The following is a 24,652-nucleotide window of genomic DNA, read 5'->3' as shown; positions in this document are numbered from 1 at the left end:
TGGCTTCACCACGTCATCCCGTGGTGCATCCCGTTGCGCGTTCTTGTGGGCGGGTATGTATGGAAGTGCCCCGTATTTTCCCCTGAGCCAAGGACCGTGATCGACGATGAAGGTCGGCATCCCCCGCGAGGTCAAGAACAACGAGTTCCGGGTCGCCATCACGCCCGCCGGCGTGCATGAGCTGGTCCGCAACGGCCACCAGGTCTTCATCGAGCAGAACGCCGGTGTGGGCTCCTCGATCACGGACGCCGAGTACGTCTCGGCCGGCGCCGAGATCCTCGGCACCGCCGACGAGGTCTGGGCCACCGCCGACCTGCTGCTGAAGGTCAAGGAGCCGATCGCGGAGGAGTACCACCGCCTCCGCAAGGACCAGACCCTCTTCACCTACCTGCACCTGGCGGCCTCCCGCGAGTGCACGGACGCCCTGCTGGAGTCCGGCACCACCGCCATCGCGTACGAGACGGTCGAGCTCGCCAACCGCGCGCTGCCGCTGCTCGCCCCGATGTCCGAGGTCGCGGGCCGCCTGGCCCCGCAGGTCGGCGCCTACCACCTGATGCGCTCGGCCGGCGGCCGCGGCGTGCTCCCGGGCGGCGTCCCGGGCACCCACGCCGGCGAGTGCGTGGTCATCGGCGGCGGCGTCTCCGGCTGGAACGCCGCGCAGATCGCCATCGGCATGGGCTTCCACGTGACCCTGCTCGACCGCGACATCAACAAGCTCCGCGAGGCCGACAAGATCTTCGGCACGAAGATCAAGACGATCGTCTCCAACGCCTTCGAGCTGGAGAAGGCCGTCGTCGAGGCCGACCTCGTCATCGGCGCGGTGCTGATCCCGGGTGCGAAGGCCCCGAAGCTGGTCACCAACGAGCTCGTCGCCAAGATGAAGCCCGGAAGTGTCCTTGTCGACATTGCGATCGACCAGGGCGGCTGCTTCGAGGACTCCCGTCCGACCACCCACGCCGAGCCGACCTTCCAGGTCCACAACTCGGTCTTCTACTGCGTCGCCAACATGCCGGGCGCGGTGCCGAACACCTCCACCTACGCGCTGACCAACGCCACGCTGCCCTACATCGTGCAGCTCGCGAACCTCGGCTGGGTCGAGGCGCTGCGCCGTGACCCCGCGCTCGCGCTGGGCCTCAACACCCATGACGGCCAGGTCGTTTACGGTCCGGTCGCCGAGGCCCACGGCCTCGAGACCCTCGAGCTGAGCACGCTGCTCGGCTGACACGTCAACGACTGACGTCAATCTCACGTATCCGGCCGGACCTTGCCCGCAAGGTCCGGCCGGAGGCGTTTGCCGGGTGCGCCGGAGAGCCGCTCAACTCGCCTCGAACGTAACCCTTTAACCCTTTCGCACACCCGCGAAACTTCGCGGCGACAGCTCGTGCGCCCTTGACAGAGTGGTGTTCGGTTGCCGACACATCGTGCCGGGTCCGGCGGATTGTGTTGCCGCTGAGCGGTGACACGCCATAGAGTCGCCAACCGTCGGCATGGTGCCACGCTGACCTATCGATAAGTGTCCTGGTCACGTCCGAGGAGGTAAGACGACTTGTGAATGAGTCGACATTTGCTCCTGGGGGTGGTCGAGCAGGCGCGCCGGAGCGGGGGCAGAACCCCGCCGGGCTCGAGGCTGTCGGCTCCGTCGCAGTCCGCACCTTCGCAAACCACCAGCACATGACGACGCCCCAAAAGAGCATGGACGGCCTAGACGTGAACTCCAGGGCCGGCGACCTGAGCGGCGAAAAGCCCACTGGTTTCGCCGACTACGACAACGTGCCCGAAGGGCACTTCTACGACCCCGACGCGGAGTACGAACCGGACCCCGAGTACGCGGCCACCCTCGCCCCCGACGCTGCCCGCCAGCGCCGTGAGCGGATCGGCCCGACCGGACGCCCGCTCCCGTACTTCCCCATCCCGGGTCCGCTGACCGACCACGGTCCGGCGAAGATCATCGCGATGTGCAACCAGAAGGGCGGCGTGGGCAAGACCACGTCGACCATCAACCTGGGCGCCGCGCTCGCCGAGTACGGGCGCCGCGTGCTGCTCGTCGACTTCGACCCGCAGGGCGCGCTGTCCGTGGGTCTCGGCGTGAACCCGATGGAACTCGACCTGACGGTCTACAACCTGCTCATGGAGCGGGGCATGTCGGCCGACGAGGTGCTGCTCAAGACGGCGGTCCCCAACATGGACCTGCTGCCGAGCAACATCGACCTGTCCGCTGCCGAAGTGCAGTTGGTCAGCGAGGTCGCGCGCGAGTCCACCCTGCAGCGGGCCCTGAAGCCCCTGATGGCCGACTACGACTACATCGTGATCGACTGTCAGCCCTCGCTCGGTCTGCTGACCGTGAACGCCCTGACGGCCGCTCACAAGGTCATCGTGCCGCTGGAATGCGAGTTCTTCGCACTGCGCGGCGTGGCCCTGCTGACCGAGACCATCGAGAAGGTGCAGGAGCGGCTCAACCCCGAGCTGGAGCTCGACGGCATCCTCGCCACGATGTACGACTCCCGTACGGTGCACAGCCGCGAGGTGCTGGCGCGCGTCGTCGAAGCCTTCGACGACCACGTCTACCACACGGTCATCGGCCGCACGGTGCGCTTCCCGGAGACCACGGTCGCCGGTGAGCCGATCACGACGTACGCCTCCAACTCGGTTGGCGCCGCCGCGTATCGCCAGCTCGCCAGGGAGGTGCTCGCCCGGTGTCACGCCGAGTGAGTCTGCCCGGAGCCGACGAACTGTTCCGTACGACCGGCGGGATGGCGCTCCAGTCCTCCTCGCCGAGGCGGGGCGCCGACGAGGCGCCCGCCGCCGAGCACGCGGCCTCCTCGGCCGAGGGCGCGGCGGGGGAGGGCCGGAGCCGGGAGGCCGAGGCCGGCACGGAAGCCGTGGTGGGAGCACCCCGGCGGCCGCAGGAAGGTTCTGTCAACGGAGCCTCCGCGGCCCCGGGGGCGGGCGGACGCGGCAAGGGCCAGGGCCGGGGCGCCAACCGGCGGCCCAGCGGCCGCGAGCGGCACGACGAGAAGATCACGGTCTACGTCTCCGCCGAGGAGCTGATGGACCTGGAACACGCGCGGCTGGTGCTGCGCGGTGAGCACGGCCTGGCGGTCGACCGCGGCCGCATCGTCCGCGAGGCGGTGGCGGTCGTCCTCGCCGACCTCGAATCCCGCGGGGACGCGAGCATCCTCGTCCGCAGACTCCGCGGCCGCTGACCGCCTGCGGCGCGCCCGCCCGTCAACGCCCCGGCCCCGACGCGGGCCGGTCCGCGCCGCCGGCAGCGCCCCCGCCCGGCCCCGGCCACGGGCCACCCCATGCCGCGGGACGTCTCACCGGCTCACGTCCCCCGACACGGCACGCCGCCGCACTGCCCGACCGCGGGCAACGCGTACGCCGTGACACGTGGCACCGGCACCTGCGCCCCGGCGGACCTTCCCGGCCGCCGCGGGTGGCCGGCCGGTGGGGGTGCCCCGGCGGGCTGCAAGCCCTCTGTTTGGTGGTGCGTGGCACCGGCACGCTCCGGTCCGGTGAACCTTCTCGCCGCGTGTGGCCGACCGCGCGTGCCGAAAGCCCTCGCACTTGGTGGTGCGCGGCACCGGCAGGTTGCGGTCCGGCGAACCTCCCCGGGAACCCCGCCTGGGGTCGGTGCCCGGGCCGCACAGCGCGTCCCGAGCGAGCGGGCCGCGGGCCCTCCGACTTCGTGGTGCGCGGCACCGGCAGGCTGCGGTCCGGCGAACCCTCCCGGTAACGCGCCTGGGGCCGGTGTCCGGGGCGGGCTGCCGGACCGCGCAGCGCGTCCCGAGCGGGCCGCAGGCCCTCCGCCTCCGGGCACTGCGTGTGGCCGTCCGGGGGGTCTCCGGCAGGGATGCCCCGGCGCACTGCCGGACCGCGCAAGCGCATCCCATGCGGGCCGCGAGCGGTCCGACCTCGTGGTGCCCGCGGCAACGGCACACCGTGACCGCGGTGAACCTTCCCGGGCTCCGCCCGGGGCCGTCTGACGGGAGTGGTCTCCGGCCGGATGCCCCGGCGGACCACCGGACCGCGCAAGCGCGTCCATTCGAGCTGCAAGCCCACCGACTTCGTAGTGCGTGGCACCGCCACACCGTGACCCGGCGAACCTCCGGCACCGCTGGGGGCATGGCCCCGGCCCGGCGCCGCGGCGGGCTGCCGGACCGCGCGAGCGCGTCCCGCCCTCCGACTTCGCGATGTGCGGAACCGGCACGCTGCGACCCGGTGAACCCGCCTGGGTCGTCCGGCCACGGAGGTGGCGACCGCACACGCGTCCCATGATGCGGCGCACTGGGCGCCGCGCCCCGGCGGAGCTGTCCGGCCCTCGGACTAGGCTGCGCGTACGCCGCCGTCCCCGCACCACCCTGGAACCCGATGTCCCTCCCCGCCGAACCCGGACGCCCGCCCCGCCGCCTTCTGGGCCGGGGCCCAGGCGTGCCGGGAGACGCCGCAGCGAGGCCTGCAGCGCTCGCTGAGCGGCCCGCACCGCCCGAAGGCGGGGCGGAGCACTCGGAGGCCTGCGAGGCCGCGGACGGAGCCCCTGGCGCCGAGAGGGCCGAGGGCCGGGCGGACGGGCTCCCTGGCGCCGGACGGGGCGAGGGTCGGGTGGCCGAGGAGGCCGCGGGGCCCGCCGCGCGGCCGGCGACGTCCGAGGCCGGGCCGGAGTCCCAAGACGCACCTGCACCGTCCGAGGGTGGGGCGGAGCTCACACCGGCCTCCGAGACCGCGGACGGGCCCCCTGGCGCCGGGCGGGCCGAGGTCCGGGCGACCGCGGCCCCCGTGTGCACCGCTGCGCGGCCGACGTCGTCCGAAGCCGGGCCGGAGTTCGACGGCCGGGCCCCTGGCGCCGGACGGGGCGAGGGTCGGGTGGCCGAGGACGCCGCGGGGCCCGCTGTGCGGCCGGCGGCGTTCGGGGCCGGGGCGGGGTTCCAAGACGGTGGGCACGGTTGTGCGGCCGTCGGTGCGCCTGCACCGTCCGAGGGTGGGGCGGAGCTCACACCGGCCTCCGAGACCGCGGACGGGCCCCCTGGCGCCGGACGGGCCGAGGTCCGGGCGGCCACGGCCCACGCGAGCCCCGGCGCAGGCGGCCCGGACGAGGGCACCGCGCAGCCCGCCGGAGGCGACGGGCGGTTTACGTTGCGGCTCGCGAACTTCGAGGGGCCCTTCGACCTGCTGCTCCAGCTGATCTCCCGGCACAAGCTCGACGTCACCGAGGTCGCGCTGTCCAAGGTCACCGACGAGTTCATGGCCCACATCCGCGCCATGGGCCCCGACTGGGACCTCGACCAGACCACCGAGTTCCTCGTGGTCGCCGCCACCCTGCTCGACCTGAAGGCCGCCCGGCTGCTGCCGGCCGCCGAGGTCGAGGACGAGGCCGACCTCGCCCTGCTGGAGGCCCGCGACCTGCTCTTCGCGCGCCTCCTCCAGTACCGGGCGTACAAACAGATCGCCGCGATCTTCGAGGAGCGCGCGGAGGCCGAGGGCAGGCGCTACCCGCGCACCGTCGGCCTCGAGCCGCACCACGCCGACCTGCTGCCCGAGGTCGTCATCACCATCGGTCCGGAAGGCTTCGCCCGCCTCGCCGTCAAGGCCATGCAGCCCAAGGCCAAGCCCCAGGTCTACGTGGACCACATCCACGCGCCGCTGGTCAGCGTGCGCGAGCAGGCCGGGCTCGTCGTCCGGATGCTGAAGACGCGCGGCGAAGCCACCTTCCAGGAGCTCACCGAGGACGCCGCGGACACCCTCACCGTCGTCGCGCGCTTCCTGGCGCTCCTGGAGCTCTACCGCGAGAAGGCGGTGGTCCTCGACCAGGAAGAGGCCCTGAAGACCCTCACCGTCCGCTGGAGCGGCGGGGACGGCGACGGCATGCCGACCGTGACCGACGAGTTCGACCAGATCGTGGAGGCCAAGGAATGAGCAGCGACGTGGCCGCGCTGGCGCTGAAGCCCGCGCTGGAAGCCGTCCTCATGGTCGTGGACGAGCCCGCGACGGAGGCGCACCTCGCCAAGGTGCTGGAGCGCACCCCGCGGGAGGTCGCGGACGCGCTGCGCCAGCTCGCCGACGAGTACACCCTCCAAGGGCGCGGATTCGAGCTGCGCCTGGTCGCCGGCGGGTGGCGGTTCTACACCCGGGCGGAGTTCGCGCCGGCCGTCGAGGGCTTCGTACTGGACGGCCAGCAGGCCCGTCTCACCCAGGCGGCGCTAGAGACCCTGGCGGTCGTCGCGTACCGCCAGCCGGTGAGCCGGTCGCGGGTCTCGGCGGTCCGCGGAGTCAACTGCGACGGGGTCATGCGCACCCTCCTCCAGCGCGGTCTGGTGGAGGAGGCGGGGACGGAACCCGAAACAGGTGCGATCCTGTACAGGACGACGAACCACTTTTTGGAGCGGATGGGCCTGCGCGGCCTGGACGAGCTCCCGGAGCTCGCGCCCTTCCTCCCCGAGGCGGACGCGATCGAAGCCGAGACGCAAGAAGGTGTGCCGTCGTTCGATCCGGACGCACCGGACACCGATGAAGACGACGACAAGACGACGGACATTTGATGCGAAGCAACGGCAACGGCGGCGGCAACAGGAACAGCGGCGGCGGCGGTGGTGGCGGACGCGGTGACTCCCGCGGCGCCGGCTCCTCCGGCGGCGGCTACCGCGGTGGCGGCTCCTCCGGCGGGGGCGGCTCCCGCGGCGGCTCCTCCGGCGGCGGCGGCTCCCGCGGCGGCTCTTCCGGCGGCGGTGGCTACCGCGGTGGCGGCTCCTCCGGCGGCGGCGGTTCCCGCGGCGGCTACCAGGGCGGCTCTTCCGGCGGCGGCTACCGCGGCGGCAGCTCCTCCGGCGGCGGCTACCAGGGCGGCGGCTACCAGGGCGGTGGCTCCGGCTCCCGTGACCGCGACCGCGAGCAGGCCCCCCAGCGTCCCCGCAACCCCCGCCCCGAGGAGCGCCGCTACGACGTCGGTCCCGAGGGCGAGCGCAGCGGCCGCTCGGGCCCCAAGGCCGGCGGCGGCGGTGCCCGCGGCGCGGCCGCGCGCGGTGGCGCCAAGGGCGGCCCCAAGACCTCCAAGACCCCCGGCATCGGCGGGGCCGGCGGCCCGCGCCGCGGCCCCGGCAGCCGCAGCGGCCAGTCCCGCCCGCGCGAGCTGGACGCGCGGATCGAGGAGCGCGTGCGCGACCGGTACGCCGACAAGCCCGTGATCAAGACGCCGAAGACCTTCCCGGGTGCCGAGGAGGAGGGTGAGCGCCTGCAGAAGGTGCTCGCCCGCGCCGGCATGGGTTCGCGCCGCGCCTGCGAGGAGCTCATCGAACAGGCCCGTGTCGAGGTCAACGGCGAGATCGTGCTGGAGCAGGGCAAGCGGGTCCTGCCGAAGGACGAGATCAAGGTGGACGGCCTGACCGTCGCCACCCAGTCGTACCTGTTCTTCGCGCTGAACAAGCCGGCCGGCGTCGTCTCCACCATGGAGGACCCGGACGGCCGCCAGTGCCTCGGCGACTACGTCACCAACCGTGAGACGCGTCTCTTCCACGTCGGCCGGCTCGACACCGAGACCGAGGGCATCATCCTGCTCACCAACCACGGTGAGCTGGCCCACCGCCTCACGCACCCGAAGTACGGCGTGAAGAAGACCTACGTCGCGGCCATCACCGGCCCGCTGCCGCGCGAGATCGGCAAGCGGCTCAAGGACGGCATCGAGCTGGAGGACGGGTACGCCCGCGCCGACCACTTCCGCGTCGTCGACCAGGTCGGCAAGAACTACCTGGTCGAGGTCACCCTCCACGAGGGCCGCAAGCACATCGTCCGCCGCATGATGGCCGAGGCCGGCTTCCCGGTCGAGAAGCTCGTCCGGACCTCCTTCGGGCCGATCGAGCTCGGCGACCAGAAGTCCGGCTGGCTGCGCCGCCTGACCAACACCGAGGTCGGCATGCTGATGCGCGAGGTCGGTCTGTAAGGCCCAGGCAGTACCGCCCGATCCCGGGCCGAAGAGCCCGCAGTGCCCCCGGCGCTGCGGGCTCTTCGCTTGCCCGACGACCCCCCGACTGTTTATAGTCAATTCGACTATTAATAGGCCGTCGGGGACGGCCTCCGCGCCCGTCCACAGGAGCCGCGATGACCGCCGGATACGACCCGGCCGCTTTCGTCCCGTTCGCGGTGACCGTCGACCTCGCCGTCTTCACCGTGCGCCGGGGGCTGCTGCACGTACTGCTGATCCGGCGCGGGCAGGAGCCGTACGAGGGGGCCTGGGCGCTCCCCGGCGGCTTCGTCGCACCCCGCGAGTCCGCGGAGACGGCCGCCCGCCGCGAACTGGCCGAGGAGACCGGCCTGCCGCAGGACGTGGTGGCGGCCCTGCACCTGGAGCAGCTGCGCACCTACAGCGAGCCGGACCGCGACCCCCGGATGCGGGTGGTTTCGGTGGCCTTCACGGCGCTGGTCGCGGACCTGCCGGAACCGGCGGAGGGGGGCGGCGGGGACGCGGTCCACGCCCGCTGGGTGCCCGTCGGCGAGGTCGGGTCCCGGCCGGGCCCCGGCCGGGGGGACCGCCGTCCCGTTCCGCTCGCCTTCGACCACGCCGTGATCCTGGCGGACGCGCGGGAACGGGTCCGCTCGAAGCTCGAGTACACCTGCCTGGCCACCGCCTTCTGCCCGCCCGAATTCACCCTCGGGGAGCTCCAGGCCGTCTACGAGACGGTCTGGGACACCGCCCTGGACCGCCCCAACTTCCGCCGCAAGGTCCTGGCCACACCCGGTTTCGTCGAGGCCGTACCGGGCGCCGCCCGGCTGACCGGAGGCCGCGGCAAACCGGCCGCCCTGTACCGGCCGGGACCGGCGACCGCCCTGCACCCGCCCCTGCTCCGCCCCTCGGAAGGAAACAAGCGATGACGACGATGTCCACGCCGACGAAGCGGGCCGCGACCGGCGCCCTGATCGGCCTGGCCCTGGGCGACGCCCTCGGCTTCCCGACGGAGTTCAACGACGTGCCGTCGATCCTGGCCAAGACCGGCCCGTGGCGGGAGATGAAGCTGCCCCGGCCGGCGATCGTCACGGACGACACCCAGATGACGCTCGCGCTGGCGCGGGGCATCCGGACGGCCCTGGAGGGGGGCCCGGTCGACCCGCCGCACCTCGCCGGTCCGGTCCGGGAGGAGTACGTCGCCTGGTACCACTCCCCGGAGAACAACCGGGCCCCGGGCAACACCTGCCTGACGGCCTGTGACCTGCTGGACGATCCGGAGCGGGACTGGCGCGACGCCAGCCGGCTCGGCTCCAAGGGCTGTGGCGCGAACATGCGCGTGGTCCCGGTGGGACTGGTCCCCGGCTGGACCGAGGAGGAGCGGGCCGGCGCCGCCCAGCTCCAGTCCGCCCTCACCCACGGCCACCCCACCGCGCTGGCCGCCTCCGACCTGACCGCACGGGCGGTGTACCTGCTGGCGCAGGGCGCCGAGGTGACGGGCCTGGTCGGACGGCTGCGCTCGTACGCCCTGGAGAACCGCACCCGCTACCACGAGCGGTGGCTCGGCGACCTGTGGATGCGGACGAGCTCCGACGCCTCCCCGGAGTCCTACATCGCGCGCGGCTGGGACGAGTGCCTGGCCGCCTTGGACCGCCTGTCCGCCGCCCTGCGCACGCCCTCCCCCGAGACCGACCCCTGCCTGACCACGGGCGAAGGCTGGATCGCGGAGGAGGCCCTCGCCACGGCCCTGCAGTGCTTCCTGCTCTTCCCCGACGAACCCCTCCTGGCCCTGCGCCGCGCCGCCTGCACGGCCGGCGACTCCGACTCCATCGCCTGCCTGGCCGGGGCCTTCGCCGGCGCCCACCTCGGCGGGGACGTCTGGCCCCGGGACTGGGAGGGCCGCATCGAGTACCGGGCCGAACTCCTCGCCTTCGGCGCCCTCTGGGATGCCTGATCCAAGCTGGACGCACTGACAACCGAAGTCGCTGCCGAGCACGGCGGGTACGAAGGTCCGGAACTCGGCGCGGTGCGCGAGGACTTCGAGGCGCTGCACGCGGTGCTCGACGCCGCGCAGGCCGCCTCCGCGGCGGGCGCGGCACGGCTGACCTACGCGGCCGAGGCGCGCCGGGTGCGCTGCAGGAAGTCCTCGACGCGGGCCCGGTCCGGCTCCGCCGGGAGGGGCGTCCCGGTCAGGGCGGTCTCCGTCTCCTCCTGGAGGCGGGACATCCAGGCGTCGACCTCGTCCCAGGTGGCCTCGCCGCGGCGGACCGCGAGGAGGCGCTCACGGTGCGGGCCCGCGTCGATCTCCAGGCGGCCCGTGCGCAGCAGGTCGCGGCAGGACAGGAGCAGGCGCAGCAGGTGCATGGCGTGCTTCCAGCGCGGGGCGCCGTGGATGCGGACGTCCGCGAGGAGTTTGCCGCGCTGGGAGGCCGCGTACCGGCTGAAGCTGGTGTGGGCCCGGCGGGAGAGGAAGGCCCCCCGGAGCGAGAGCAGTTCCTCGCCGACCGGGGGCAGCCGTTCCACCAAGGGGGAGTGGAGGCACTCCAGGATGTTCGGGTTGGCGCGCAGGGCCAGTTCGCAAAAGCGCTCCAGCTCCCACGAGAACTCCTCGTCCCGCGGGCCCTCCACGTGCGCGGGGGGCTTCTCGAACCGCCAGAACAGCGGCGTCGGGGCGAGGTAGACACCGCGCCGGTCGGTGTCGCTCGCCTCCGTCGCCAGCCCGAACGCCCGGGAGCCCATCACGCACTGGTACACCGTGTGGTCCCGTACCAGGGTCAGTTCGTCCATTCGGGGAGACTAGGGCCGTGGCCGGCCGCTAGGCGAGCGAGATACTGCCGTCCGCCGCGACCGTGATCTTCTTCTCCTCCAGCGGGCGGGTCGCCGGACCCTTGGTCACCGCGCCGTCCGTGTCCTTGAACTTGCTCATGTGGCAGGGGCAGACGATGGTGCCGTTCTCCACCGTGGTCACGAGGCAGCCCTGGTGGGGACAGACCGCCGAAAAACAGTGGAAGGACCCGGCGGTGGGCTGGGTGACCACCAGCTTCTCGGCCTTCAGGACCGTGCCGCCGCCGACGGGTACGTCGGCCGCCTTGGCGATGGCCTTAGCCGCGGGTGCGTTGGGCGCGGACTCGCTCGCGGGCGGCTTCTCGCCGCTGTCGCCGCAGGCGGTGAGCGCGCCTCCGGCCAGGACGGCCGCACCGGCCGTCAGTACGGTGCGCCGGGCGGTGGGCGTGGGCTCGCTCATGGTGTCTCCTCGCTTCGTGACCGGATGGCGTGCAGCATCCTGGCCTGCGGCGGGCTTCAGGAGAAGCCTGCCGCGCCGTTTCGGTGGCCCGGCTGCCACGGTGCCAGTGAGGCAGGACTGCCGGGTGGGCGTACGACCTCCCACACGCGGATCACGGCCTCCCGGTTCAACGGGCCGTGGACGTGCGGGTAGCGGCCGCCGGTTTCACCCTCGCGGCGGACCTCGGCGCTCAGGGCGTCCTCGTCGAGCTCCACCGCGAGCAGGATCCCCGGTACCCCGCGGTAGTGCGCGTCGGCGATCGCGAGCGCCGTGGGCCGGTCCGCCGAACAGTGCACGAAACCCTCCGAGTCGAGCGAGGGCGGGGCGTACGGCCGGTCGGGTGCGGCGGTCCAGTCGGCGAGCGGGACGAGGTGGAAGATCATGCCGTTCGTTCTACCGCAGGGCCCGGGGGCGGGCGGCGGGGGTCGTGCGCCAAGTGGCGGCACTGTGCGGTTCGGGTGACATTGTCCGTGTCTCGACGCCGGGTACGCCGCTTCCGTGCGGCCCGGTTCCTCCGTGAAAGGCAGGATCATGGCGGGTAACGACCTCGGCTCCCTTCTCGGCGGCCTCCTCGGCGGCGGCCAGGGCGGCGCCTCCGGCGGCGGCAACATCCTCGGCTCACTGCTCGGCTCGCTCACGGGCGGCGGCGGAGCGAGTGGTGCGCAGGCGGCCGGAGGCGGAGCGAACAACCCGCTCAGCGGCCTGCTGGAGATGCTCAGCAGGTCCGGCCTCCTCGACCAGGCGCAGTCCTGGGTCGGCCCCGGCGCGAACCAGCCGGTCAGCGCCGACCAGATCAAGGAGGCGCTGCCGGGCGACACGCTCCGGAAGGTCGCCGAAGAGTCGGGCGTCTCCACGGACCAGGCCGCCGACCAGATCGCCCGGGTGCTGCCGGCCGCGGTCGACAAGCTGACACCGAACGGCGCGGTGCCCTCGGGTTCCCTCGAGGACATCATCAAGGCCCAGAACCTCTGACGCGGTTGCCCGCCGGGGCCCGGCCGCCGTCCCACTGGGCGGGCGCCGGGCCCCCGCGCCGTCCCGGCTGGCTACCCTGGCCCGACAGCCCGTCACCTCGCCGAACGCAACCCTGGAGTGCCCCGTGAGAACCGCCGTCGTCATCGGAACCGGACTGATCGGCACCTCCGCGGCGCTCGCGCTGACCGCCCGCGGGATCACCGTCCACCTCGTCGACCACGACCCGGCCCAGGCGCACACCGCGGCCGCCCTCGGGGCCGGCACGGACGAGGCCCCCGAAGGCAGGGTCGACCTCGCGATCGTCGCCGTGCCCCCGGCCCACGTGGCGGCGACGCTCGCCGACGCGATCGGCCGCCGGGCGGCCCGCGCGTACGTGGACGTGGCCAGCGTCAAGGGCGGACCGCGCCGGGAGCTGGAGGCGCTCGGCGTGGACGTCGCGGAGTACATCGGCACGCACCCGATGGCGGGCAAGGAGCGGTCGGGCCCGATGGCCGCCACCGCGGACCTCTTCGAGGGCCGCCCCTGGGTGCTGACCCCCACCCGGGACACGGACCACGAGGTGCTGAACCTCGCCCTGGAGCTGGTGTCCCTGTGCCGGGCCGTACCCGTCGTGATGGACGCGGACGCCCACGACCGGGCCGTGGCGCTCGTCTCCCACACCCCGCAGCTGGTGTCGAGCATGGTCGCCGCACGGCTGGAGGAGGCCGACGAGACGGCCGTCCGGCTGTGCGGGCAGGGCATACGGGACGTCACCCGGATCGCGGCCTCCGACCCGCGGATGTGGGTGGAGATCCTGTCGGCGAACCCGGGCCCGGTCGCCGACGTGCTGGCCGGGATCGCGGCCGACCTGGAAGAGACCGTGGAGGCGCTGCGGAGCCTCCAGTCGGCCGACCTGGAGAAGCGGCGGGGCGGCGCCGCCGGGATCGAGGACGTGCTGCGGCGCGGGAACGCGGGCCGGGTCCGGGTGCCGGGCAAGCACGGCGCGGCGCCGACCGTGTACGAGACGGTGGCCGTGCTCATCTCCGACCAGCCCGGGGAGCTGGCGCGGATCTTCGCGGACGCGGGCCGGGCCGGGGTCAACATCGAGGACGTGCGGATCGAGCACGCGACGGGGCAGCAGGCCGGTCTCGTCCAGCTGATGGTGGAGCCGCGCGCCGTGGCCGGCCTGACGGCCGAGCTGCGCGAGCGCGGATGGGCCCTGCGACAGCAGTAGGCCCCCACCCTGTGCCCCCCGGCCGCACGTGCCGACCGGGGGGCGGCCGGCGGCGGGCCCGGGGGCGGGCCCGGACGGGCGGGGTCGGGGGCTCCCGGGGCCCGGTAACCTGGAGCAGGGGCGTTTTCGCGCGCCCAGACACGTACGCGCAACCAGGAAGGTGCCCGCACCGTGGAAACCGCAGCTCCGGCAGCCGTGATCGTCGCCATCGACGGTCCCTCCGGCACGGGCAAGTCCAGCACCTCCAAGGCCGTGGCCGCCAAGCTCGGGCTGCGCTACCTCGACACCGGCGCCCAGTACCGGGCCATCACCTGGTGGATGATCAGCAACGGCGTCGACACCGACGACCCGCAGGCCATCGCCGTCGCCGCGGGCAAGCCGTCGATCGTCTCCGGCACGGACCCGGCCGCGCCCACCATCACCGTGGACGGCCTGGACGCCTCCGGCCCCGTCCGCACCCAGGAAGTCACCGCCAAGGTCAGCGCCGTCAGCGCCGTCCCCGAGGTGCGCACCCTGATCACCGAGCTGCAGCGGTCCATCGCCGCCGAGGCGGCCGCCGAGGCCGACGGCATCGTCGTCGAGGGCCGGGACATCGGCACCACCGTGCTGCCCGACGCCGACCTCAAGATCTTCCTGACCGCCTCGCCCGAGGCGCGCGCCGCCCGGCGCAGCGGCGAGCTCCGCGGCAAGGAGGCCGCCGACCTCGCGGCCACCAAGGCGGCGCTGATCAAGCGCGACGCCGCGGACTCCGGCCGCAAGACCTCCCCGCTGGCCAAGGCCGGCGACGCCGTCGAGGTGGACACCACCGAGCTCACCCTCGACCAGGTCATCGAATGCGTCGTGACCCTCGTCGAGGAGCGGCGCAGCACCAGCGGGACCACACAGAAGCGGGCGGGCCGCAAGTGAGCGATACGCCCTCCCCCAAGGGTGCGGCGGTCGGCAGGCGCATCGGCATCGGGCTCATGTACGGGCTCTGGAAGCCCCGCGTGCTCGGCGCCTGGAAGGTGCCCGCCTCCGGCCCCGTCATCCTCGCCGTGAACCACTCGCACAACATCGACGGCCCGATGGTCATGGGCACCGCGCCCCGGCCCCTGCACTTCCTGATCAAGAAGGAGGCGTACGTCGGTCCGCTCGGCCCCTTCCTCGACGGGATCGGGCAGGTCAAGGTCGACCGCAGCGGCACCGACCGGACGGCGATAACCCGCGCCCTCGGCGTGCTCGACAATGGAGGTGCCCTCGGCATCTTCCCCGAGGGCACCCGGGGCGAGGGCGACTTCGCTTCACTGCGCGCCGGTCTCGCGTACTTCGCGGTCCGCAGCGGCGCGCCCATCGTGCCGGTGGCCGTGCTCGGCAGCGGCGACACCAAGGGCCGGCTCGTCAAGGGCCTGCCCGCTCTCAAGAGCCGGGTCGACGTCGTTTTCGGCTCGGCCTTCGACGCGGGGGACGGCAGTGGCCGCCGTACCCGCACCGCGCTGGACGAGGCCACCGTACGCATCCAGGACCGGCTGACCGCCCACCTGGCCGACGCCAAGCGCCTCACCGGCCGCTGAGCGAGACTTGACCTAGTAGTGGAACCGCGCTGCGCGGGCACCACCGACCACCACGAACGACGAGGAACGGACTTCATGAACGACCAGCACGACCACGGAGCACTTGGCGATGCCGAGTACGCGGAGTTCATGGAGCTCGCCGCGGAAGAAGGCTTCGACATCGAGGACGTCGAAGGCGCGATCGAGGAGGCCTCCGCCGGCCCCCTCCCCGTCCTCGCCGTCGTCGGCCGGCCGAACGTCGGCAAGTCGACCCTGGTGAACCGCATCATCGGCCGCCGCGAGGCGGTCGTCGAGGACAAGCCCGGCGTCACCCGCGACCGCGTCACGTACGAGGCCGAGTGGGCCGGCCGCCGCTTCAAGGTCGTCGACACCGGCGGCTGGGAGCAGGACGTCCTCGGCATCGACGCCTCCGTCGCCGCCCAGGCCGAGTACGCCATCGAGGCCGCCGACGCGGTCGTCTTCGTCGTCGACGCCAAGGTCGGCGCCACCGACACCGACGAGGCCGTCGTCCGCCTGCTGCGCAAGGCCAAGAAGCCCGTCGTGCTGTGCGCCAACAAGGTCGACGGCCAGAGCGGCGAGTCCGACGCGGCCTCGCTCTGGTCCCTGGGCCTCGGCATGCCGCACCCGGTCTCCTCGCTGCACGGCCGCGGTACCGGTGACATGCTGGACGCCGTCCTCGAGGCCCTGCCCGAGGCGCCCGAGCAGACCTTCGGCGGCGCCGCCCCCGGCGGCCCGCGCCGCATCGCGCTGATCGGCCGCCCGAACGTGGGCAAGTCCTCGCTGCTGAACAAGGTCGCGAAGGAGGACCGGGTCGTCGTCAACGAGCTGGCCGGCACCACCCGCGACCCGGTCGACGAGCTGATCGAGCTCGGCGGCATCACCTGGAAGTTCGTCGACACCGCCGGCATCCGCAAGAAGGTCCACCTCCAGCAGGGCGCCGACTACTACGCCTCGCTGCGCACCGCCGCCGCCGTCGAGAAGGCGGAGGTGGCGGTCATCCTGATCGACACCACCGAGACGATCAGCGTCCAGGACCAGCGCATCATCACGATGGCCGTCGAGGCGGGCCGCGCGATCGTGATCGCGTACAACAAGTGGGACGAGCTCGACGAGGAGCGCCGCTACTACCTCGAGCGCGAGATCGAAACCGAGATGCAGCAGGTCTCCTGGGCGCCCCGCGTGAACGTCTCGGCGCTCACCGGCCGCCACATGGAGAAGCTGGTCCCGGCGATCGAGACCGCCCTCGCGGGCTGGGAGACGCGCGTCCCCACGGGCCGGCTGAACGCCTTCCTCGGCGAGGTCGTCGCGGCCCACCCGCACCCGATCCGCGGCGGCAAGCAGCCCCGCATCCTGTTCGGGACCCAGGCGGGCAGCAAGCCGCCGCGGTTCGTCCTCTTCGCCTCCGGCTTCCTGGAGCACGGCTACCGGCGCTTCATCGAGCGCCGGCTGCGCGAGGAGTTCGGCTTCGAGGGCACCCCGATCCACATTTCGGTGCGGGTGCGCGAGAAGCGCGGCGCCCAGTACAAGAAGAAGAAGTAGGCGCTCCGGGGGTCAGTAGCCCCGGCGCGGAGCGGGCGGCAGGGCCGCCGGGATGGGCGTCATCCCGGTCTGGCGCTGCCGCCCGTCTGCGTATCCGGCGCCGCCCGCGTACGAGTACGCGGGTGCGGGCGTGGGTGCGGGCGCGGGCTGCGGCTGAGCCACGTAGGTGGGCTGCCAGTCGGTCCGCTGCCACGGGGAACCGTTCCAGCCGCTGTCGTACGAGCTGCCCGTGCCGGTGTACCCGCCCCCGTACGAGAAGGCCGTGAACCCGAGGTCCTCCTCGCCCGTACGGTCGCCCGGCAGCGCCCGGAAGGCGCGCAGGTACTCCGAGTACAGGGCGTCGTAGATCGGGGTGTGCGAGACGGGGCTCGTACGGGACGGGGCGCGGGAGGAGTCGTATGGATGCACGTATCAGCCAACGAAACCGGCGCCCTGCGGATGCGGGGTGACGGGCGGGAAAACGCGGATCGCCGCCGGGGTCGGCCCCGGCGGCGATCCGCGTTTTCCGTGCTGTGGTGCCGTGTGTCAGGCGCCCGGCGTACCGGCCAGGGGCATGGAAGCGGCCACGAGCTTGCCCGCGGCGGCGGCCTTGTCCAGGGCGTCGCGCAGCAGGTCCTCACGGGGCTGCTGGCCGATGGACCCGACCGGGGCGGCGTAGATGAGCACCCGCTGGGTCTTGTTGACGGCGTTGCGCCAGCCCTCGGTGACCGACAGCGCCTGGTGCGCCTGCCACCAGGCGACCGGGCGGCCGCCGTCGGCTCCCGGCTGCAGGACGGCGTGCAGCTGGCCGCCGGCGAGCAGGACGGACCACCCGCTCAGCGCGGTCGGCAGCTGCGCGGTGTCCGTGACGGGGATGAAGCCCTGCTCGATGAGGAGCGGGAGGAAGTCGTCGCCGGGGCCGTCACTGCCGGGTCGGGCGATCGGGGCGGTCGGCTCGACCACCAGGGCGGGGTGCAGCTCCCCGCCGATCAGGACCAGGCCGCTGGTGATGCCCAGGACGGCCTGGCCGCCGGGCACGTTCTGCGGGGCCTCGCCGGCGGCGGGCGAGGCCGGGCTGTCACCGGTGATGCTGGCGACGGCGCCCTGGAGCTGCTCCTCGGACACGGTCACCACCTGAGAGGGGATGCAGGTGGCATGGGCGAAGGCAAGGACGGCGGTCTCCTCGCCGACGAACAGCACCGTGCTGGTGCGGTCGTTCTCGGGGTCGCCCGGAGTGCGGCAGGAGGTGCAGTCGTAACTGCGCGGCGCGTCCTCGCCGACGAGCAGCCTGTCGGCTTCTTCGTCACCGATCTCGGCACGTACCTCATCACTGACGTCGAGCATGCGCGGCACGGGGTGGCTCCTCGGCATAGGTGCGGGGGCCGGGTGGTTCCCGGCTCGCCGGGCTCAACGGGGGAGCGGCGGCCGGGGTCACGCCATTGGAGGGAACGGAATCGAACCGGGCCCCCGTACGAGTGAACCGTCCGGCCGGGCCTTCGTTTCGTGCCAACTGTTTTCTGATTGTGCGCAGTTGATGGCCGTGATTGGCCGTTTGCGGGAGGGGTGGCCGGTCGGCCGACCGGGTGGGGTGCGGGGTCGCCCGGCGCGCCGGTCCCGGGGGGCCGCCGGCGCTGCGTAGCGTGACGCGATGCCCCACCTCCGGATCCGGCGTCGCCGGCGGGCCAGGGCCCGTCCCGTCGCCGCTGCCGTCGCCGCCGCGCTGGCTCTCGTACTCCCGGCCGGTGCGGCGGCGGCCCTCGCCCCGCCCCCGCCCGCCCCCGGGCCGGCGGGGGCGGCGCACCCCGGCTCGCCGGGGGTGATCGGAAACGGGCCGGGGGACTGCGGGCCGGGCGGGGAGTGGCCCTGGGACTGCATCGCCGACTGCGAGAGCAGCGGGCGGTGGGCGATCAACACCGGCAACGGGTTCTACGGAGGGCTGCAGTTCTGGCAGCCGACCTGGGAGGAGTACGGGGGGCTGCTGTTCGCGCCGCGCGCCGACCTGGCGAGCCGGATCCAGCAGATCAGGGTGGCGGAGGACGTGCTCGGCACGCGGGGCTGGGACGCCTGGCCGACGTGCTCGAAGCGGTACGGCCTGGCCGGGCGGATGCACGTGGTGCGGAGCGGGGACACGCTCGATTCGATCGCGCGGAAGCACCGGGTGGAGGGCGGCTGGCAGGCGCTGTACGCGGCGAACCGGGAGGTGGTCGGGGCGCGGCCCGAGGCGCTCGTGACGGGCACGCTTCTGGTCATTCCGGAGCGGCCGCCGGCCCCGCCCCCGGCCCGGCCACCGGGTCCGGTGGATCCGGGCCCGGTGCCGGTGGACCCGGGCCCGGTGGATCCGGGTCCGGTGGCTCCGGCCGGTCCGGCGCCCGTTCCGACGGCCCCTCCTCCGTCGCCCCGGCCGCTGCTCCCGTACCGGCCCTGAGGCGCGCGGGACGCGCTGGCAGACTTCGGCCATGCTCGAGACCTCCGCACGACTGCTGCGCCTGCTGTCCCTGTTGCAGGCCCACCGCGAATGGACCGGGGCGGACCTCGCCGACCGGCTCGGGGTGACGCCGCGGACCGTACGGCGGGACGTGGACCGGCTGCGGGAGCTGGGCTACCCGGTCAACGCCAGCCCCGGGACCGGCGGCGGCTACCAGTTGGGGGCCGGGGCCGAGCTGCCGCCGCTGCTGCTGGACGACGACGAGGCCGTCGCCGTCGCGGTCGGGCTGCGCACGGGCGCCGGCAACGGGGTCGAGGGGATCGGGGAGGCCTCCGTACGGGCCCTCGCCAAGCTGGAGCAGGTGCTGCCCTCGAGGCTGCGGCGCAGGGTGTCCGCGCTCAACGAGTTCACCGTGCCGATGCTGCGCGTGGCCGAGCGGTCCACCGTGGACCCCTCGGTGCTGACCGAGCTCGCCGCGGTGTGCCGCGACAGCGAGCGGCTCCGCTTCGGGTACCGCGACCACGAGGGCAACGTCACCCGCCGCACCGTCGAGCCGCACCGGCTGGTGTGCACCGAGCGGCGCTGGTACCTGGTCGCCTGGGACCTGGAACGCGAGGACTGGCGGACGTTCCGGGCGGACCGGATCGAGCCCGCCCCGCCCCACGGACCGCGGTTCGCGCCGCGCGAGCCGCCCGCCGGGGACCTCGCCGCGTACGTCTCGCAGGGCGTGTCGCAAAGGGCGTACGCGGCCCGGGCGGTGGTGCGGCTGAAGGTGTCCGCCGAGGAGGCGGGCCGGACCATCGGGCCGAGCAGCGGCGCCCTGGAGCCGGTCGACGGGCAGAGCTGCCTGCTGCGCACCGGAGCGGTCAGCCTGGACGTCCTGGTGATTCACCTCATGCTGCTCGGCTGTGAGTTCGAAGTGGTCGAGCCGCCGGAGCTGACGGACCGGATCAGGGCCGCGAGGGATCTGCTGGGGCGCGCCCTGGAGCCGCCGGGGTGAAGGAAATGTGGCGGACCTGAGGGGGATTCACCCGGTCTGGTCCACCGGTCCCGTGACAATCTCCTACCGGAATTCCAGAGGTTCGGCAGGGCGTTTCGGAAGAAATTCCAATGCGCCCGAACGGCGGGCGTGTCGCGGGCCGGAAAACAATTGGAGGTTGTCGATATTCTGTGACACAAGCGTGACCCGGGACGGACGAACGTGTCGGCGTGGCGCTGACGAACGGCGAAGGCGGGCCGGGTCGGTGACCCGGCCCGCCTTCCTGTCGCGGGGTGCGGTGGTGCGTACCGGCGCCCCGTGTCGTTCAGCCGCCGGCGACCGGGCGGGCCGCGGTGCTCCGGGCGGCGGCCCGCTCGCCGTGGGCCGGCCGGCGGCTGCCGGCCGGGGTGCCCGGGGTCCGCTCGGAGCGGATCAGGTGCGGCCGTGCGGTGATCAGAGCAGCCGGCCGGGGCGCCGGGGTGTGCACGGCCGCGGCGGCGTGCGCGGGGGCCGTCGTCGCGGGCTCCCCGGCGGTCTCCGTGGCGGCGGCGGGCTCGAGCCGCCACTTGCCGCCCGCGGACAGCAGCGGGGTGAGCGCGGAGACGACCGGCGCGGGCATGCGGCCGGTTTCGGCGCGGCGGCGCAGCAGTTCGCGCAGCTCGAAGACGTAGGCCTCGGTCCGGGCGATGAGCGGCTCGAACCAGGGCAGGGCCAGCAGGATCAGCAGACCCGCGGACCACCCGAGCAGCACGTCGCTGACCCAGTGCGTACCGAGGTAGACGGTGGTGGCGCCGACGCTCAGCGAGACGACGGCGGACACCACGGACAGCACCCGCCGGGTGACCACGGTCGACGCCAGGTAGGCGAGGATCCCCCAGGTCACGACGGCGTTGGCGGTGTGGCCGGAAGGGAATATATCGCCGCCCGCGAAGAGTTCGGCCGAACCGATCTCGGTGGCGTAGTGCGGGCCGAGCCGGCCGAGGCCGAGCTTGACGGACCCGACGGTGACGTTGAGCAGGAGCAGCGCCACGCCGAGCGTGATCAGCGGGCGGAGGGTGTGCTGTCGCCAGGAGCGCCAGCCGAGCCATGCGGCGACCATGACCGCGGTGGGTCCGCGCTGGCCCAGTACGACGAGGTAGTCGAGGAAGGCGTGCAGCTGCGGCCACTGCTCGTAGGGCCGGAAGAACATGACCTGCCAGTCCAGGCGGACGAGCCAGGACGTGGTCAGTACGGCCACCACGATCGCGAGATAGAAGGCGAGGGTCGATCCGAGGAGCACGACGCGGTGCCGGCTCATCTGCGGGGTTTGCAGATGAGCCGGTCGCTCTGGTTCCCGGTCCAGGCGGGCGAACACCCGCTCCAGACGGGTCAGGATTTGATCGGTACGCACTCAATCGACGTTACCGCGCGCCGATGCTCGGGCCGCGCGAATCGCGGGCTTTGTGATGACCATGTGATGTGGAGTTGGTCTCACGCGGGACTTAATTCCCAGCATTTCGGCAATGGTTGGAGCGTTCCCGATCCACCGCCCCGGCAATTGTTCCGCACACTTACCCGCACTTTATTCAGCGACGCGTTTCCTTTGCCGAACGATGGATCGGAATGATCCATTCCGCTATGGGGGTCCCGAGCCGTTCAGCCAGAACGCCCCGTAGACCGCCGAGACCAGGGCCGCCGCGCCCAGCGCCAGCGCCGCCCGCCGGGTCCGCCACCGCGCCAGAGCCACCGCCACCGGCAGCGCCAGCGGGAAGGCCGGCAGCAGGAGCCGGGGCTTGGAGCCGAAGTACCCGGACGCGCACAGCGCCAGCGCCACCACGATCCCGCCGTACACGAGCAGCGGCAGCGGCTGACGCTGCCGCACGCAGCGCACGTACAGCCAGAGCACCAGCACGACCCCCGCGATCAGTCCGAGCCCGGCCGCGAAGGCGGGCGAGGCGAGCTTCGCCCCGATGAACCGGGCGAAGGCCCAGCCGCCGTCGAAGCCGTTGCCCCAGCCCCCCTGCACGTCCAGGTAGCCGAACAGCCCGCCGCCGGTGCGCGCGCCGACCCACAGCACGTACGCCCCGGCCCCCAGCGGAGCCAGCAGCGCCCCGGCCGCCATCCGCCACGACCGCTCACCGCCGCGCCAGGCCAGTACGACGGCCACCCACACCGCCGCGACCGCCGCGGCGCCGACCGGGCGGGTCAGTCCCGCCCCGGCCGCGAGGAGGCCGGCCGTGAGCCACCGGCCGCGCAGGGCCCCGTACAGCGCCCAGGCGGCCAGCGCGGTGAACAACGACTCGCTGTAGGCCATCGACTGCACGATCCCGACGGGCAGCGCCGCCCAGACGGCGACGGCGAGCACGCCGGCCCGGCGGCCGTGCAGCAGCTCCGCCACGGCGAAGATCCCCCACGCCGCGGCGAGCCCCGCCAGCGCCGAGACCACCAGCCCCGCGGAGCCGTACGCCAGTCCCGTCGCCGCCGACACCAGCCGCTCCAGCCACGGCAGCAGCGGGAAGAACGCCAGGTTCGAGTGGACGTCCCCGTTCGGGAGGACCACCTCGTACCCGTACCCCTCGGCGGCGATGCGCGCGTACCAGAGCGAGTCCCAGCGCGCCGACAGCAGCGTGTGCGGGCTGCTGCCGGCCGCCGCGCACCACACCGCGAGCACGGCGACCCCGAGGACGCGCACCGCCGCGAACACGGCGAGCGCGGGCGCGGCGACGGCGAGCGTGGGCGCGGCCCGGCGGAATCCAAGATCTTTCACGGGCATGATTATCGGTGGCGCGCGCCGCGGCCGGCCGGGACCACGGGCCGTGAGCGCACGTGCACGAGGGGGAAGGGGCGGGACAGGGGAGTGGCGCACGCCACAGCGCGGCCTCCACCGGGATGAGAGCTTGACCACGTGTGGGGCAGGCGAACTCGCGTACGCTGACCGTTCACTCGCGTGTCGATGCCGGACCCCGTTGGACGCCGCACAGCGCACCACCCCCCGTGGCTCCGCAAGACGCTGGTCCGCCGAGCGCGAGGGATCACCTGGGAGGTACATGCATGTCGGGGACGAACGCGGCCGGAGTCCGGACCACTGGCCCCTGGCAGCGGCTCCGCGCGGCCTCCGGCGGCGGCAACCGCTGGGTCGTCCTGGCGGTGCTGTGCGTCAGCCTGGTCCTCGTCGCCCTCGACGCGACGATCCTGCACGTCGCCGTCCCCTCCCTCACCGAGGACCTGCGCCCCGGCTCCATCGAGCTCCTGTGGATCGTCGACGCCTACCCGCTGGTCTGCGCCGCGCTGCTGATCCTCTTCGGCACCCTCGGCGACCGGGTCGGCCGCCGCCGCATACTCCTGCTCGGCTACGGGCTCTTCGGCGTGGCCTCGGCCATGGCGGCCCTCGCCGACAACGCCCAGATCCTCATCGCCGCCCGCGCCCTGCTCGGCATCGGCGGCGCGATGATCATGCCCGCCACCCTGTCGATCCTGCGCCAGGTCTTCCCCGACCGGCGCGAGCGGGCCCTCGCCATCGGCATCTGGACCGCCGTCGCGGCGATCGGCGCCGCCAGCGGCCCCGTACTCGGCGGCTTCCTCGTCGAGCACTTCTGGTGGGGCTCCGTCTTCCTCATCAACATCCCGCTGATGGCACTGATCCTGCCGCTGGGGCGCTGGCTGCTCCCCGAGTCGAAGGGCTCCTCCGACGGACCGTGGGACGTGACCGGCGCGCTGATGGCCGCCGCCGGCGTGCTCGGGTCCGTACTCGGGATCAAGCGGCTGGGCGCCGAGCGGGACCTCCTCGACCTCGAGGCGCTGGCGCCGCTGGTGATCGGGGCGGCGCTGCTGGTCCTCTTCGTACGGCGGCAGAAGCGGCGTCCGCACCCGCTGATCGACATGCGGATGTTCTCCCGCGCCGCCTTCTCCACCTCCGTCGGCTGCATCGTGCTCGCCATGCTGGCCCTGGTCGGCCTGGAGCTGATCGCCGTCCAGTACCTCCAGCTGGTGCTGCACCTCAGCCCGCTGGAGACCGGTCTGCGGCTGCTGCCGCTGACCTTCGCCGCCATGGCCGCCGGGGCCACCGGGTCCTACACCCTGGCCCGGATCGGCCCGCGCACCATGGTCTCGCTGGGCTTCCTGCTCACCGCGTTCGCCGTGCTCCTGCTCACGCTGATGGGGCACCACGACCGGCCCGTCCTGCTGACGGCCGGCTTCATCCTGCTCGGGTTCGGGCTCCAGACCACCCTGTTCGCGGCGTACGAGTCCATGCTCAACGAGGCCCCGGCGGCCACCGCGGGCGGCGCGGCCTCGATCGGCGAGACCTCGTACCAACTGGGCGCGGGCATGGGCATCGCGCTGCTGGGCAGCGTGATGAACGCCGCGTACGCGCCGGGACTGGCGGGGGTGCCGGGGGTTTCGGACGCCGACTCGGCCGCTGCCGCGCACTCGCTGGGCGAGGCCTACCAGATCGCCGCGCAGCTCGGCGGGCCGGCGGGGGAGGCGCTGCACGCGGCGGCGCGGAACTCGTTCGTGCAAGGCCTGCACGTGACGCTGCTGGTCAGCGCGGGGTTCTTGGTCGCGGGTGCGGTGATGGCGCTGAAGCTGCCGCGGGTGATGGACTGCGGCGCCGACGCCGACGGGGTCGGCGGGGTCTGCAAGGCCGACGTGGTGCGGCTGCCCGCGCAGGCGGCCGCCGAGCCGGCCGCGCCGCGCGGCGCGAAGATCCCCGCTCCCGCGGAGCCGGACCCGGCCGTGGGCCGCGTGTCGGGGCGCGCGGGCTGAGCCCCGGGCGTGGGGGAGGGGCTGGATTTGCCCGGCGGC

Annotated in this window: 23 protein-coding genes; 16 read left to right on the top strand and 7 right to left on the bottom strand. The window is 73.5% G+C overall.

Translation table 11 applies throughout. The features are described 5' to 3' along the window. Positions 1-106 precede the first annotated feature (106 nt). The 8 genes from ald to ACZ6I1_RS22635 all read left to right on the top strand — a co-directional run bounded on the left by ald (position 107) and on the right by ACZ6I1_RS22635 (position 9,884). The gene (gene ald / locus ACZ6I1_RS22670) at positions 107-1,222 is read left to right on the top strand and encodes an alanine dehydrogenase (protein ID WP_030720084.1); all 1,116 of its coding nucleotides are present in this window, start codon (positions 107-109) and stop codon (positions 1,220-1,222) included. Between the two features lie 449 nt (positions 1,223-1,671). Continuing rightward, positions 1,672-2,709: a ParA family protein gene (locus ACZ6I1_RS22665; protein WP_362398297.1), complete on the top strand. Its 1,038-nt coding sequence runs from the start codon at positions 1,672-1,674 to the stop codon at positions 2,707-2,709. After that, the gene (locus ACZ6I1_RS22660; protein ID WP_469289855.1) at positions 2,694-3,203 is read left to right on the top strand and encodes a hypothetical protein; all 510 of its coding nucleotides are present in this window, start codon (positions 2,694-2,696) and stop codon (positions 3,201-3,203) included. Before ACZ6I1_RS22665 ends, ACZ6I1_RS22660 begins: the two co-directional genes overlap by 16 nt. Before the next feature lie 1,930 nt (positions 3,204-5,133). Next, the gene (locus tag ACZ6I1_RS22655; RefSeq protein WP_469289853.1) at positions 5,134-5,913 is read left to right on the top strand and encodes a segregation and condensation protein A; all 780 of its coding nucleotides are present in this window, start codon (positions 5,134-5,136) and stop codon (positions 5,911-5,913) included. Continuing rightward, a complete protein-coding gene (scpB, locus tag ACZ6I1_RS22650; protein WP_469289852.1) occupies positions 5,910-6,536 on the top strand; it encodes an SMC-Scp complex subunit ScpB in 627 nt (208 codons plus the stop codon). Before ACZ6I1_RS22655 ends, scpB begins: the two co-directional genes overlap by 4 nt. Then, the gene (locus ACZ6I1_RS22645) at positions 6,536-7,930 is read left to right on the top strand and encodes a pseudouridine synthase (RefSeq protein ID WP_469289850.1); all 1,395 of its coding nucleotides are present in this window, start codon (positions 6,536-6,538) and stop codon (positions 7,928-7,930) included. The genes scpB and ACZ6I1_RS22645 overlap by 1 nt, the downstream gene beginning before the upstream one ends. A 158-nt stretch (positions 7,931-8,088) precedes the next feature. Then, positions 8,089-8,859: an NUDIX hydrolase gene (locus ACZ6I1_RS22640; RefSeq protein ID WP_469289848.1), complete on the top strand. Its 771-nt coding sequence runs from the start codon at positions 8,089-8,091 to the stop codon at positions 8,857-8,859. Beyond that, a complete protein-coding gene (locus ACZ6I1_RS22635) occupies positions 8,856-9,884 on the top strand; it encodes an ADP-ribosylglycohydrolase family protein (protein WP_469289846.1) in 1,029 nt (342 codons plus the stop codon). Before ACZ6I1_RS22640 ends, ACZ6I1_RS22635 begins: the two co-directional genes overlap by 4 nt. A 152-nt stretch (positions 9,885-10,036) precedes the next feature. Here the strand turns inward: ACZ6I1_RS22635 and ACZ6I1_RS22630 are convergent, their stop codons facing one another. From ACZ6I1_RS22630 to ACZ6I1_RS22620, 3 genes are read right to left on the bottom strand one after another with little or no spacing between them, the layout of a single operon-like run. Next, positions 10,037-10,717, bottom strand: coding sequence for a nucleotidyltransferase domain-containing protein (locus ACZ6I1_RS22630; protein ID WP_469289845.1), 681 nt, complete (start codon positions 10,715-10,717; stop codon positions 10,037-10,039). 28 nt (positions 10,718-10,745) lie between these two features. Further along, the gene (locus ACZ6I1_RS22625) at positions 10,746-11,174 is read right to left on the bottom strand and encodes a Rieske (2Fe-2S) protein (RefSeq protein ID WP_469289843.1); all 429 of its coding nucleotides are present in this window, start codon (positions 11,172-11,174) and stop codon (positions 10,746-10,748) included. Between the two features lie 56 nt (positions 11,175-11,230). Next, positions 11,231-11,596: a DUF952 domain-containing protein gene (locus ACZ6I1_RS22620; protein WP_469289841.1), complete on the bottom strand. Its 366-nt coding sequence runs from the start codon at positions 11,594-11,596 to the stop codon at positions 11,231-11,233. Positions 11,597-11,711: 115 nt separating this feature from the next. Here ACZ6I1_RS22620 and ACZ6I1_RS22615 point away from each other — a divergent pair, with 115 nt between their 5' ends. The 5 genes from ACZ6I1_RS22615 to der all read left to right on the top strand — a co-directional run bounded on the left by ACZ6I1_RS22615 (position 11,712) and on the right by der (position 16,487). Continuing rightward, entirely contained in the window at positions 11,712-12,185 is a 474-nt protein-coding gene (locus ACZ6I1_RS22615) for a YidB family protein (RefSeq protein WP_469289840.1), read from the top strand. A 112-nt stretch (positions 12,186-12,297) separates the two neighbouring features. Next, positions 12,298-13,398, top strand: coding sequence for a prephenate dehydrogenase (locus ACZ6I1_RS22610; protein WP_469289900.1), 1,101 nt, complete (start codon positions 12,298-12,300; stop codon positions 13,396-13,398). Positions 13,399-13,569: 171 nt separating this feature from the next. Then, positions 13,570-14,304 carry a (d)CMP kinase gene (cmk, locus tag ACZ6I1_RS22605; protein ID WP_469289838.1) on the top strand — a complete coding sequence of 245 codons (735 nt, stop codon included), beginning with the start codon at positions 13,570-13,572 and terminating at the stop codon, positions 14,302-14,304. After that, positions 14,232-14,948 (top strand): lysophospholipid acyltransferase family protein, encoded by a 717-nt coding sequence (locus ACZ6I1_RS22600; protein WP_469289836.1) that lies wholly within the window; start codon positions 14,232-14,234, stop codon positions 14,946-14,948. Before cmk ends, ACZ6I1_RS22600 begins: the two co-directional genes overlap by 73 nt. 75 nt (positions 14,949-15,023) lie before the next feature. Further along, a complete protein-coding gene (gene der / locus ACZ6I1_RS22595) occupies positions 15,024-16,487 on the top strand; it encodes a ribosome biogenesis GTPase Der (protein WP_469289834.1) in 1,464 nt (487 codons plus the stop codon). A gap of 12 nt (positions 16,488-16,499) precedes the next feature. On the opposite strand, the gene ACZ6I1_RS22590 is transcribed toward der, so the two are convergent. Together ACZ6I1_RS22590 and ACZ6I1_RS22585 are read right to left on the bottom strand one after the other, a co-directional pair. Next, positions 16,500-16,895: a hypothetical protein gene (locus tag ACZ6I1_RS22590; RefSeq protein ID WP_469289832.1), complete on the bottom strand. Its 396-nt coding sequence runs from the start codon at positions 16,893-16,895 to the stop codon at positions 16,500-16,502. Between the two features lie 117 nt (positions 16,896-17,012). Further along, positions 17,013-17,819: a hypothetical protein gene (locus ACZ6I1_RS22585; protein ID WP_469289830.1), complete on the bottom strand. Its 807-nt coding sequence runs from the start codon at positions 17,817-17,819 to the stop codon at positions 17,013-17,015. A 295-nt stretch (positions 17,820-18,114) separates the two neighbouring features. Between ACZ6I1_RS22585 and ACZ6I1_RS22580 the strand changes: the two genes are divergently transcribed. Together ACZ6I1_RS22580 and ACZ6I1_RS22575 are read left to right on the top strand one after the other, a co-directional pair. Next, on the top strand, positions 18,115-18,891 hold the full coding sequence (locus ACZ6I1_RS22580; RefSeq protein ID WP_469289828.1) for a LysM peptidoglycan-binding domain-containing protein: 777 nt from the start codon (positions 18,115-18,117) through the stop codon (positions 18,889-18,891). 31 nt (positions 18,892-18,922) lie between these two features. Continuing rightward, positions 18,923-19,891 carry a helix-turn-helix transcriptional regulator gene (locus tag ACZ6I1_RS22575; protein WP_469289826.1) on the top strand — a complete coding sequence of 323 codons (969 nt, stop codon included), beginning with the start codon at positions 18,923-18,925 and terminating at the stop codon, positions 19,889-19,891. A 304-nt stretch (positions 19,892-20,195) separates the two neighbouring features. On the opposite strand, the gene ACZ6I1_RS22570 is transcribed toward ACZ6I1_RS22575, so the two are convergent. Further along, entirely contained in the window at positions 20,196-21,260 is a 1,065-nt protein-coding gene (locus ACZ6I1_RS22570) for a phosphatase PAP2 family protein (RefSeq protein WP_469289824.1), read from the bottom strand. A 225-nt stretch (positions 21,261-21,485) separates the two neighbouring features. Beyond that, positions 21,486-22,622, bottom strand: coding sequence for a hypothetical protein (locus ACZ6I1_RS22565; protein WP_469289822.1), 1,137 nt, complete (start codon positions 22,620-22,622; stop codon positions 21,486-21,488). Between the two features lie 278 nt (positions 22,623-22,900). Between ACZ6I1_RS22565 and ACZ6I1_RS22560 the strand changes: the two genes are divergently transcribed. After that, positions 22,901-24,613 (top strand): MFS transporter, encoded by a 1,713-nt coding sequence (locus ACZ6I1_RS22560; protein ID WP_469289820.1) that lies wholly within the window; start codon positions 22,901-22,903, stop codon positions 24,611-24,613. Positions 24,614-24,652 lie beyond the last annotated feature (39 nt).

This window comes from Streptomyces sp. NPDC046303 (genome assembly GCF_055588085.1).
The sequence above is the reverse complement of the archived record's forward strand: the minus strand, read 5'-3'. Positions and strand labels throughout refer to the sequence as shown.